At 61.4% G+C, this 12,254-nt stretch carries 8 protein-coding genes; 7 read left to right on the top strand and 1 reads right to left on the bottom strand.

Annotated elements, in window-relative coordinates:
* Nucleotides 1-4,356 (bottom strand): HAMP domain-containing protein (locus tag VGY55_13830; GenBank protein HEV2971048.1); only part of this gene is annotated, 4,356 nt, incomplete at its 3' end.
* 417 nt (nt 4,357-4,773) lie between these two features.
* Between VGY55_13830 and VGY55_13825 the strand changes: the two genes are divergently transcribed.
* The 7 genes from VGY55_13825 to VGY55_13795 all read left to right on the top strand — a co-directional run.
* Complete coding sequence (locus VGY55_13825; GenBank protein ID HEV2971047.1) at nt 4,774-5,979, top strand: hypothetical protein; 1,206 nt, start codon at nt 4,774-4,776, stop codon at nt 5,977-5,979.
* 186 nt (nt 5,980-6,165) lie between these two features.
* Nucleotides 6,166-7,239 (top strand): hypothetical protein, encoded by a 1,074-nt coding sequence (locus VGY55_13820; protein ID HEV2971046.1) that lies wholly within the window; start codon nt 6,166-6,168, stop codon nt 7,237-7,239.
* Between the two features lie 122 nt (nt 7,240-7,361).
* A complete protein-coding gene (locus VGY55_13815; protein ID HEV2971045.1) occupies nt 7,362-8,687 on the top strand; it encodes a hypothetical protein in 1,326 nt (441 codons plus the stop codon).
* Between the two features lie 100 nt (nt 8,688-8,787).
* Entirely contained in the window at nt 8,788-9,132 is a 345-nt protein-coding gene (locus tag VGY55_13810; GenBank protein HEV2971044.1) for a DUF2442 domain-containing protein, read from the top strand.
* Nucleotides 9,125-9,385, top strand: a complete 261-nt coding sequence (locus VGY55_13805; protein HEV2971043.1) for a DUF4160 domain-containing protein — start codon at nt 9,125-9,127, stop codon at nt 9,383-9,385. The genes VGY55_13810 and VGY55_13805 overlap by 8 nt, the downstream gene beginning before the upstream one ends.
* Nucleotides 9,386-9,429: 44 nt before the next feature.
* Nucleotides 9,430-11,370, top strand: a complete 1,941-nt coding sequence (nagB, locus tag VGY55_13800; protein ID HEV2971042.1) for a glucosamine-6-phosphate deaminase — start codon at nt 9,430-9,432, stop codon at nt 11,368-11,370.
* Nucleotides 11,371-11,526: 156 nt separating this feature from the next.
* The coding region (locus tag VGY55_13795) for a M13 family metallopeptidase N-terminal domain-containing protein (protein HEV2971041.1) at nt 11,527-12,254 on the top strand (728 nt) is incomplete at its 3' end.

The following is a 12,254-nucleotide window of genomic DNA, read 5'->3' as shown; positions in this document are numbered from 1 at the left end:
GGAATGGATCGTTTTGGAGAACTCGGTCTGCTTGAGGGTCAGATTGCCGTCGGGGTTCTTCGACAACTGATCGGAAAGGATCAGCAAACTGTTCAGCGGCGTGCGCAGCTCGTGCGACATGTTGGCCAGGAACTCCGACTTGTATTTCGAGGTCAACGAAAGCTGCTTGGCCTTTTCCTCGAGCGCCTGGCGGGCTTGCTCGACCTCTTGATTCTTGCGCTCGACCTCGACATTCTGGTGGGCCAGCAACTGGGCCTTTTCTTGCAGCTCCTGATTGGTTTGCTGCAATTCTTGCTGTCGGCTTTGCAGTTCCTTCGCCAGAGACTGCGACTGCTTCAGGAGGTCCTCCGTCCGCATATTGGCCTCGATCGTGTTGAGCACGATGCCGATGCTTTCCGTCAACTGGTCCAAGAACGCTTGGTGCGTGGGATTGAATCGCTCGAAGGAGGCCAGCTCCAACACGGCCTTGACCTGCCCTTCGAAAATGATCGGCAGCACGATGATGTTGAGCGGAGAGGCGTCACCGAGGCCCGAAGTGATGCGAATGTAATCCTTGGGGACGTTGGTGAGCAGAATCTTTTGCTTTTCGAAAGCGCACTGCCCGACCAGCCCTTCCCCCAGCGCCAGTCGATTTCCGAGGGAGTCCGGTTCGCCAAAGGCATAGCTCGCCAAAAGCGATAACTGCGATTCCGCTGGATCGAGGATGTAGAACACCGCATGTTGCGCGGAAACCACCGGCGCCAGTTCGGAGAGAATCAGCCGCCCGACCGTCAGTAGGTCTTTCTGACCCTGGAGCATGCGGCTGAATTTAGCGAGATTCGTCTTGAGCCAGTCCTGCTCGCTGTTCTTGAGCGTGGTGTCCTTGAGATTGCGAATCATCTCGTTGATGTTGTCCTTCAGCGCGGCCACTTCGCCGAGCGCCTCGACCTTGATTGATCGCGTCAGGTCTCCCTTCGTCACAGCCGTGGCGACTTCGGCGATGGCGCGGACCTGAGTCGTGAGATTCGCGGCAAGCTGGTTGACGTTGTCGGTCAGGTCCTTCCAAGTGCCGGCGGCGCCGGGCACGCTCGCCTGCCCGCCTAGCTTCCCTTCGACACCCACCTCGCGGGCCACGGTGGTCACCTGATCGGCGAACGTGGCGAGCGTGTCGATCATGCTGTTGATCGTGTCGGCCAGGGCGGCGATCTCCCCCTTGGCCTCGACCGTCAGCTTCTGCTTAAGATTGCCGTTGGCCACGGCGGTCACGACTTTCGCGATCCCGCGGACCTGGCTCGTCAGATTGCCGGCCATGAAGTTGACGTTATCGGTCAACTCCTTCCACATCCCCGAGACGCCCTTCACCTGGGCTTGTCCGCCTAGCTTCCCTTCGGTGCCGACCTCGCGGGCGACGCGCGTCACCTCCGCCGCGAATGAGCTGAGCTGATCGACCATCGTGTTGACGGTGATCTTCAGCTCGAGAATCTCTCCCTTCACATCGACCGTGATCTTCTTCGACATGTCGCCATTGGCCACGGCCTTCGTCACATCGGCGATGTTGCGGACCTGGCCGGTAAGATTGCCGGCCATGAAGTTCACGCTGTCGGTGAGGTCTTTCCACGTGCCGACGGCGCCGGGCACGCTCGCCTGCCCGCCTAGCTTCCCTTCGGTGCCGACCTCGCGGGCCACGCGGGTCACTTCCGAGGCGAAGGACCGCAACTGATCGACCATCGTATTGATCGTGTCCTTCAACTCCAGAATCTCGCCGCGGACGTCGACCGTGATCTTTTTCGACAGGTCGCCGTTGGCCACGGCCGTGCTCACTTCGGCGATATTGCGCACCTGGCCGGTGAGATTGCCGGCCATGAAGTTCACGCTATCGGTGAGGTCTTTCCAGGTGCCGGCCACGCCCTTCACGTTGGCTTGGCCGCCAAGTTTTCCTTCCGTGCCCACTTCGCGAGCGACGCGCGTCACCTCGGCGGCGAACGAGCTAAGCTGATCCACCATCGTGTTGACGGTGTTCTTCAACTCGAGGATCTCCCCTTTCACGTCCACGGTGATCTTTTTGGAGAGGTCGCCGTTGGCCACGGCCTTCGTCACGTCGGCGATGTTGCGGACCTGGCCGGTGAGATTGCCGGCCATGAAGTTCACACTGTCGGTGAGGTCTTTCCACGTGCCCGCCACGCCGCGGACGTCGGCCTGCCCGCCGAGCTTGCCTTCGGTGCCCACTTCGCGAGCCACGCGCGTCACCTCCGCCGCGAAGGACCGCAATTGATCGACCATCGTGTTGATCGTCTGCTTGAGTTCGAGGATTTCGCCGCGGACGTCGACCGTGATCTTCTTCGAGAGGTCGCCGTTGGCCACGGCGGTGGTCACGTCGGCGATGTTGCGCACCTGCCCGGTCAGGTTGCTGGCCATGAAGTTCACGCTATCGGTCAAGTCCTTCCAAGTGCCGGCCACGCCCTTCACTTCGGCCTGTCCGCCGAGTTTGCCTTCCGTGCCCACTTCGCGGGCTACGCGAGTCACTTCCGCGGCGAACGAGCTGAGCTGATCCACCATCGTATTGACGGTGCTCTTCAACTCCAGAATCTCTCCCTTCGCGTCGACGGTGATCTTCTTCGAGAGGTCGCCGTTGGCGACGGCCTTCGTGACGTCGGCGATGTTGCGCACCTGGCCGGTGAGGTTTCCGGCCATGAAGTTCACGCTATCGGTGAGGTCTTTCCACGTGCCTGCCACGTCGCGCACGTCGGCCTGCCCGCCCAGCTTGCCTTCGGTGCCCACCTCGCGGGCCACGCGCGTCACTTCGGCCGCGAACGAGCGAAGTTGATCGACCATCGTGTTGATCGTGTCTTTCAACTCCAGGATTTCGCCGCGGACATCGACAGTGATCTTCTTCGACAGGTCTCCATTGGCCACGGCCGTGGTCACTTCGGCGATGTTGCGCACCTGACCGGTGAGATTGCCGGCCATGAAGTTCACACTGTCGGTGAGGTCTTTCCAAGTGCCGGCCACGTCGCGCACGTCGGCTTGCCCGCCGAGCTTGCCTTCGGTGCCCACCTCGCGGGCCACGCGCGTCACTTCGGCCGCGAACGAGCGAAGCTGATCCACCATCGTGTTGATCGTGTCTTTCAGCTCCAGGATTTCGCCGCGAACGTCGACGGTGATCTTCTTCGACAAGTCGCCATTGGCCACGGCCGTGGTCACTTCGGCGATATTACGCACCTGACCCGTGAGATTGCTGGCCATGAAGTTCACGCTGTCGGTGAGGTCCTTCCAGGTGCCGGCGACACCCTTCACCTGGGCCTGACCACCGAGGATTCCCTCGGTGCCAACTTCGCGGGCCACGCGGGTCACTTCCGCCGCGAACGAGCTAAGCTGATCCACCATCGTGTTGACCGTGTTCTTCAGCTCGAGGATTTCTCCCTTCACATCGACGGTGATTTTCTTCGACAGGTCGCCGTTAGCCACGGCCGTTGTAACCGCCGCGATATTGCGGACCTGCCCGGTGAGATTCCCGGCCATCGAGTTCACATTGTCGGTCAGGTCCTTCCAGGTGCCCGACACGCCTTCGACCTTGGCCTGGCCGCCCAGCTTGCCTTCGGTGCCGACTTCGCGGGCCACGCGGGTCACTTCCGAGGCGAACGACCGCAACTGATCGACCATCGTATTGATGGTGTCTTTGAGTTCGAGGAATTCCCCCTTCACGTCGACGGTGATCTTTTTCGTGAGGTCGCCGTTGGCCACGGCCGTCGTCACCGTGGCGATGTTGCGGACCTGGCCGGTGAGATTGCCGGCCATGAGATTGACGTTGTCGGTGAGGTCCTTCCAGGTGCCGGCCACGCCCTTGACCTTCGCCTGCCCGCCGAGCTTCCCTTCGGTGCCCACTTCGCGTGCCACGCGCGTCACTTCCGAGGCGAACGAGCCAAGCTGATCGACCATTTTGTTGACGGTCTTGGCGGTCCGCAGGAATTCCCCTTCCAGCGGCCGATCGTCGATCTCGAGCGCCATCGTCTGCGACAGGTCCCCCTTGGCGACGGCCCCGATCACGCGGGCCGTCTCTCGCGTCGGATGCACCAGATCGCTCACCAACGCGTTGACCGAGGCGATCGAATCGGCCCACGATCCGCTGACATCCCCCAGCGATGCCCGCTCCGAAATCTTTCCTTCCTTGCCGACGACCCGGCTGACGCGATCCAATTCATTGGCCATCCGCTCGTTGAGTTCGATCACCTCGTTAAAGGCGTCGGCGATTTTTCCCGCCAGACCGGTCCATTCCAGGGGAAGCCGGGCGGAAAAATCGCCCCTCTTAAGCGCCGTCAGGGCGGAGAGCAATTCCCTTTCATCCATGGTGGCCGTCATGGGCTCTTGAATCGTGGCCATGCGCAGACTCCTTTAGAGTGCGGTAGCGTTGGGGGATGCTGTGAGCGGTTGCCAGCCGAACGGTGGAAAGCAGGCCGCGGGATTTAAGCGTGGTCGGACGACCCAAAAGCCGGTTCTGCCTCCCGCCAGCTTGCACAAGCGGCGCAGCATGCGTGAGTCCAATAAAAAAGCCCAGCGAGCGCGAAAATCGCGTGCGATGGGCAGTCATGACCCTAACCAAATTGTCCGTCCGACAATAGTTTAAGATACCTCTGGCGCGGTAATTGTCAATCACAGCCCGACCGGCCGTCGGCGGCAAAAATGACGATCATTTTCGGCTGCTCTTGACGCAAACGCCGGCTCTTGGTATTCCACCGCCGAAACTTTTCCCCATTCTTGCCGCTCGGCAATCCTTCGTCCCTTCTGTCCGCGTTGGCCATGGCCTCGAAGACGCTACGTTGCTGCTGCGCTCTGTTGGCCGTCGTGATGGCGATGCCGGCTGCGCGGGCTTCGGCCCAACAACGTATTCTTTTCCCCACGCAGCTTACGCAACCGCCTGGTACTGATATGGCGCCGCCGGCGATCTCAGGCGGCCAGCCCATCACGCCGAGTTGGGACCCTTACGCCGATCAGGGGCTGCCGCAGCCGGGTGCGACGTACGCCGCGCCGGGCGCGGTCCCCTACTCGCCGCCGCCGGCCTATGCGACGCCCGGCCCCTATGCGGCGCCCAATCCGTACTACACCCCGGCGCCGACGACGCCAGGCTATATCTATCCCAACGGCACGCCGACCTATTCCGGGCCGGGCGGGCCGCTCGGCAATCCGCTCGAGACGATCAACGGTTGGACCCGCTTCTTTCAGGAAATCCGCCTGCAGGAGACCTACCTATACGACCAGGGGAATCGCCGCGTCGCGTTCAACGACATCGAAACCTCCGCCACCTTTGCAATTCCGCCCGGCTGGAGCACCAATCCCATTCTGCTGACGCCCGGCTTCGGCCTGCACCTTTGGGACGGTCCGCCATCGAACGGCCCCGGCAGCGCCGATCTGCCGGCGCAGACGTACGACGCCTATCTCGACACCGCTTGGGACCCGCAAGTTTCCACGTGGTTCAGCGCCGAGTTGGGAGTTCGCGTCGGGGCCTACACCGACTTTCACACGTTCAACACGGAGAGCATTCGCGTCATGGGGCGCGGGCTCGGCGTGGTCAACTATAGCCCCGCCATCCAGTTCAAGCTGGGCGTGGTCTACATCGATCGGATCCACATCAAGCTGTTGCCGGCGGGAGGCATTTTCTACACCCCCGATCCCGATACGCGCTGGGAGTTCTTCTTCCCGCGGCCGAAATACACGCACCGCCTCACCACGACCGGCACGTATCAATTGTGGTGGTACACGACGGCCGAATACGGCGGCGGCACCTGGACGATTCGACGCGCCAATGGAAACACCGATCAATTCGACTACGACGACATCGAGACGTCGGTCGGCATCGAGTGGGTGCCCGAAGGGAGCGCGACGGCCTTGCGCGGTTATCTCGAAGCCGGCGGCGCATTCGACCGAGAGCTGTATTACCGCCACTTCCCTCCATCCCAACTCGACCTGCGCAACGCGGTCTTCGTTCGCGGCGGGATCTCGTACTAAATGCGCGTCGTTCCGTCCTGGAAGCGAACCGCGATTGGAAGCAATTGAACCCGGCCGCCAAGCATGACGCACTCTCACGCACGCTGCCGGTTACTCAGAGCGCCTGACAAATCCGGCGGGGACTGTCCCCTTTTTCGCGGAGTCCGCGCAGTAAAAACGGGGACTGTCCCCTTCTCTCAGCCGGATTTGTTAGGCGCTCTTCGGCAAACGCTCTTCTTGGCGGTCGCAGCCGCGCTTGGCATGAGCCTGCCGGCCCCCGTGCGAGCCACGGAATCGCCGCGGCTCTACGACACCGACGTGTCGGGGTCCGCGTATTCCACGCCGGGGGTCGAGCTGCCGGAGCAGTTGCGGTCGGTACGAGTCGGCGGCGCGTGCGAGAGCTATATGTTGCCGGGCGACGTCAACCAGCCCGTCGTGATCGATAACGACCTGTTGGTCCCAAACGTTCAGCCTCCCGATCCGCTGCTCAGCGGCTTCCGCAATCGGCCCGTTCAGCGGGTGGAATTCGACGCCACTTTCCTTCCGCGGCACGGCCGGCAAACGGGAGTCGGCTTCACCGATTTCGATTTGAATTCCACGGTTGCCATTCCGTTTCCGCTCTCGCCCGAATCGGCCTTTCTGATATCGCCGGACGCCCAGGCGCACTTCGTCGATGGTCCGAATTCACCGGACTTGCCGGCAAAGCTGTACGACGCCACTTTGCAAATCGCTTGGGCTGGCAAACTATCGAGCACAATCATGTTCGACGTCGGCGTCCAGCCCGGCTGTCACTACGACGGCTCGAACGATCAGAACACGGCTTATCGCCTGCCGTATTATTTTGCCCTCGGCTATCGCTTCGCGCCGAATTTCCTGGTGGGAATCGGGGCGGCGTACCTTGACCGCGTCGATGTGCATTGGGTTCCGCTGGCCGGACTGATTTGGGTGCCCGAGGAGAGCACGCGGTTCGAACTCGTGCCGCCGCGGCCGCGAATCGCCCATCGGTTCTGGATCGGCGAAGGCTTCGAGCGATGGTGGTATTTCGCGGCCGAATTCGGCGGCGGCGAATGGGCGATCCGCCGCGCCGACGGGGCAAACGACGTCGTCGATATCGAAGACTGGCGGGTCATCAACGGGATGGAGCAAATCCCGACCAACAGCGGTCTCGGTTTCCGCATCGAATATGGCTACGTCTTCGCCCGCCATGTCTCCTACGCCAGCAGCACGCCGTCGTTCGATCCGCCGAGCACTCTGCTGGCGCGGATCGGCGTGATCTATTAGAAAAGGGGTCAGAACGTCAGAACGATTTATTGAATCGTTCTGACGTTCTGACCCCTTTTTCAACCCGCTCGTGATTCTGCTATAGTGTGTTGTCAATCTGCCGAGTCACGGGCGAGACAACCATGCGACGGATTTTTTTCTGGCGATTCTGGCCGATCATACTACCGATTTTGCTCGGATCGATCGTCGTTTCGTCTCGATCGCTGGGCAAGGATCCTGACGGATCCAGCGCGGCGCCTTTGGGATCCGACTCGAAGATCGCCTCGGCCACTCCCGGGGGGCTCACGCCTGTCGAGCTTGCCTCGCGACTAGAAGTCGCGAAGCAGCAGGAGCAGCGGCTCGATATCGAATTGCGATCGGGCAAGTCGTATATCCGCTGCAAATTGCTCAGGCTCGATCGCGCTGGGACCTCCGGCCCGCCCAAGATACTTCGCGTCGAAACGGACGAGGCAAGCAAGCCGCTCGCCATCGAATTCGGTTCGATCCGTTCGCTCGCGATCGGCCGAGAAAAAATGTACGAAGCGCCGGTCGATAAGAAATCGGCGCGCGACTTGAAGGCCGAGAAAGAAGCCAAGGCGGCCGCCGAGTTCCGCTCCCAATGGGTCGCTCGGGCGTTAAAGCATCGCGCGCAGCCCTGGCCGGAGCTTACCAACGAGGAACACGAAGCAACGATCGAGGAGAATCGCAAGCAGGTCGAGAAAATCAAGTCGATGATTCCCGACGTGGAAGTTTACGAGACGGCCGAATTCACCTTCTGCTCCAATATTCCCCGCGATCAGGTCGGCCCCTATGTGGCGAGTCTGGATCGCATGTACGACATGCTGAGCGGCATGTACGGCATCAAGAAGGGAACGCCGGTGTGGCGCGGGAAATGCCTCGTCGTGGCCTTCATCGAAAAATCGCAGTTCCAGGATTTCGAGCGAACATTCTTCGGCGCGGCTCGGGAAGGCTACTTCGGGATCTGTCACCAGCGCACCGACGGCCGAGTGGTGATGGCCTGTTATCGGGGAAACGATCGGAATGACTTCGCGCAAATGTTGGTGCATGAAACGAGCCACGGGTTTATCTTTCGCTATCGAACGCCGCGACTGCTTCCGTCGTGGGTCAACGAGGGAATGGCCGAATGGATCGGCGAGACGTTGGTCCCCGCCAGCGGCGCCGTTCAAAGAAAAGAGCGAGCGTCACTGCTCACCATGCGGGCCTCGCACAGCGTACAGGGCATTTTCGACTCCGATCAGATAATCCAAATCCCCAACAGCTATGGCATCGCGTCGAGTCTTACGACGTTCATGGTGCGGGCAGACCAAAAGAAGTACGTCGCCTTCATCGACGGGATTAAAGAAGGCAAGACATGGCAAGAGAGCCTAAAAGATTCATACAACGCCACGCCCGAGCAGATGGTGACTGAATACGGCCGTGCGATCGGCGTTCCTGACCTGCAGCCGTGACGCGGGGCGGGGCGGCCGACTTCGCATAACATTCGTCACGCGGTGTATCCCATAAAACTCGCGGAATCGGCGACCCTCCGCCGAATCGGAGGAGCTGCACGTGACAGCTTCAACGCGGCGTGCAGGGTTTGACTGCCCGCACGCTGCCTCGGATAATATCGACATGAGAATCATCAGCGCGAAGGCATTGCCGGGTTTCCGGCTCGAACTAAGGTACGCCGGCGGTGAAAGCGGCATCGTTGATTTATCATCGCTTGTAGGAAAAGGAGCGTTCGCGGCGTGGAACGCGCCTGCTGTGTTTGAATCGGTGTCGGTGACCGATAGCGGAGCGGTTGAGTGGCCCGGCGAAATCGATCTCTGTCCTGACGCACTTTTTCTAGAGATGACCGGCAAACGACCCGAGGACGTGTTTCCCGCGCTCCAAGGGCGTTTATCTCATGCCTGAAGTTTCGCGGTTCTATGGGATCGTCATCCAGATTTACTACAGCGATCATCCGCCGCCGCACTTCCACGCCGCCTATAGCGGCGATTCAGCGAAGATCGACATCGACGCGTTAGCGATCATCGATGGCCAATTGCCCTCACGAGCGTTGAACATGGTCCTTGAATGGGCCAAGCTTCATCAGGTCGAACTTCGCTCCGCGTTTCAAAAGGCCGCGAGTCTACAGCCTCCCGGTGAGATCGCTCCCTTGCCGTGAAACGAGCCATACCGCAGAATAGCAGCGGTTTCAGGAGAGCGGACATGCATGATTCGATTCCGCGCAGCGAACGAATTCCCACTCGGGCCTATACCCAAGCTGAGCAGGCGAGCGTGGCGGTGGCCGCCGAAATCGCCGGGCTCGTTCGCCAGCGCGCGGCGGAGGGTAAGCCATGCGTGCTTGGGTTGGCGACGGGCTCGACGCCGATCGGCGTTTACGCCGAGTTGGTTCGCTTGCATCGCGACGAGGGGCTTTCGTTCGCCGGCGTGGTCACGTTCAATCTCGACGAGTATTTCCCGATTCGCCCGGTCGAGTTGCAGAGCTATCGCCGCTTCATGCGGGAGCATCTATTCGATCTGATCGATATCCGGCCGGAGAACACGCACGTTCCCGACGGCACGATCGCGGTCGACGAGGTCGCCGAGTATTGCCGGACCTATGAGCGACGGATCAAAGAGGCGGGCGGGCTCGATCTGCAACTCCTGGGCATCGGCCGCACGGGGCACATCGGCTTCAACGAACCGGGTTCGCCGCCCGATAGCCGCACGCGGCTCATCGCACTCGACGGCGTGACGCGGCGCGACGCCGCCAGCGATTTCTTCGGCGAGGAACACGTGCCGCGACGGGCGATCACGATGGGGGTCGGCACGATCCTTGAAGCCCGGCGCGTGATCATGATGGCATTCGGCGAAGGGAAGGCCGCCGTGGTCGCGCAGGCCGTCGAAGGGCCGATCACGCCGACAATTGCCGCCAGCTTTCTCCAAAACCATCTCAATGCGCTCGTCATGCTCGACGAGGCCGCCGCCGCGCACCTCACCCGATACAAGACCCCCTGGCTGCTCGGTCCGGTGAATTGGGACGAGCCGACGATCCGTAAGGCCGTGATCTGGCTCGCCCAGGCGATGAAGAAACCGATCCTCAAGCTCACCGACGAGGACTACAACGAGTCGGGCTTGCAAGACCTCGTGGCCGCGCACGGCCCGGCCTACGATATCAACGTCGACGTGTTCCGCGCGATGCAGGAGACGATCACCGGCTGGCCCGGCGGCAAGCCCGATCCGCGGAAGCGTCCCGGCGACATCCGCCGCCGCACGGATTCGATCTTCCCGAAGCGCGTGCTCATTTTTTCGCCTCATCCCGACGACGACGTGATTTCGATGGGGGGTACGCTGCTGCGGCTCGTCGATCAGGGGCACGAAGTCCACGTCGCCTATCAAACTTCGGGCAACATCGCCGTGTTCGACGGCGATGCCGTGCGGTTTGCCGATTTCGTCGCCGATTTCAATCGGCGATTTGGCGTCGGCGACGTCGGCGAGCGGCTCGATCGGCAGGTCGAGGAGTTCGTCAGGAACAAGAAGCCGGGGCAGTTAGACAGCCTGATGCTGCTGGAGATCAAGGGGATGATCCGCCGCGGCGAGGCCCGAGCGGCGGCGCGGGAATGCGGCGTGCTTGTCGAGCGGCTGCACTTCATGGATTTGCCCTTTTACGAAACGGGCACGGTCCGCAAGAAGCCGCTCGGCGAGGCCGACGTGCAGCTCACCGTCGATCTTTTGGAAAAGGTCCAGCCGCATCAGGTCTACGCCGCGGGCGATCTTTCCGATCCGCACGGCACGCATCGCGTTTGCCTGGCGGCGGCGATGCGTGCGGTCGAGCAGGTGCGCGAGCGCGACTGGTTCCGCGCTTGCGAAGTCTGGCTCTATCGGGGCGCTTGGCAGGAATGGGAGCCGGATAGAATTCAGATGGCCGTGCCGCTCAGCCCTGAAGAGCTGCTGCACAAACGGAGCGCCATCTTCAAGCACCAAAGCCAAAAAGATCGGGCCATGTTTCCCGGCCACGACCAACGCGAATTCTGGCAGCGGGCCGAGCAGCGCAACCGCCAAACGGCCCAACTTTACGACCAACTCGGCTTGGCCGAATACGAAGCGATCGAAGGCTTCGTGCAATGGCGCCCGGTATCCACTGAAAGTGCGGAGGGCGCCTCGTAGCGGAATTCTGTAGGGAACGCCCTCCGTGGCGTTCCGGCCGTTCCAAATCCGGTGTGGATCAAGGAACGTCACAGGGCGCGTCACGGAACGCCACAGAGGACGTTCCCTACAAACGGTCGCAACGTTCAAATGATTCCTCGAACTTAAGGGCTTTTCATGCGAATCCGACAAATTGTCGTTCTCTGCATCGGTCTTTCCTGCTCCCTGCCGCTCGCCATGCGCGCTCTTAGCGGCGATGCGCCGCTGAAAAGCGGGATCGACCGGGCGAATTTCGACACGTCAGTCAAGCCCGGCGACGACTTCTTTCAATACGTCAACGGCGATTGGAACAAGCGCAACCCGATTCCCGCCGAATACAGCCGCTGGGGATCGTTTTCTCAACTGCACGACGACAATCTCGTCGCCCTGCGCGAGATCGTCGAAGGCCTGGCAAAACAGCCCGGCCCGCTCGAAGGGAACAAGCAGAAGATTCGCGACTTCTTTGCCACGGCGATGGACGAGGCCAAGCTCGAAAAGCAAGGCGCCGCCCCGCTCAAGGATGAACTCGATCGGATCGCCAAGATCGCGAGCCGTGACGATTTGATCGCCGAGATCGGCCACCTGGAGGCGGCCGGCGTCCGGTCACTCTTTTCCGCATCGGTCGGGCAGGACGAAAAGCAGAGCACGCGCTATACGATCTATCTGCATCAAGGAGGTCTGGGGCTGCCGGAGCGCGACTACTATCTCGGCACCAGCGATTACTCCAAGCAGATTCGCCGGCAGTACCGCGAGCACGCGACGAAGATGTTTTCGCTGTTGGGCGATTCGTCCGCCGCGGCTGCCGCTGCCGCGGATACGGTGCTTGCGATCGAGACCAAACTGGCCGAGGCCTCGCGCACGCCCGT

Source organism: Pirellulales bacterium (assembly GCA_035939775.1).
GTDB lineage: Bacteria > Planctomycetota > Planctomycetia > Pirellulales > DATAWG01 > DASZFO01.
This window is presented reverse-complemented; position numbering and strand designations above follow the sequence as displayed.

Excerpts from the sequence above, each read along its gene's own strand:
- VGY55_13825 (HEV2971047.1), top strand. The coding sequence starts at position 4,774 with ATGGCCTCGAAGACGCTACGTTGCTGCTGCGCTCTGTTGGCCGTCGTG.
- VGY55_13815 (HEV2971045.1), top strand. The coding sequence starts at position 7,362 with ATGCGACGGATTTTTTTCTGGCGATTCTGGCCGATCATACTACCGATT.
- VGY55_13805 (HEV2971043.1), top strand. The coding sequence starts at position 9,125 with ATGCCTGAAGTTTCGCGGTTCTATGGGATCGTCATCCAGATTTACTAC.
- nagB (HEV2971042.1), top strand. The coding sequence starts at position 9,430 with ATGCATGATTCGATTCCGCGCAGCGAACGAATTCCCACTCGGGCCTAT.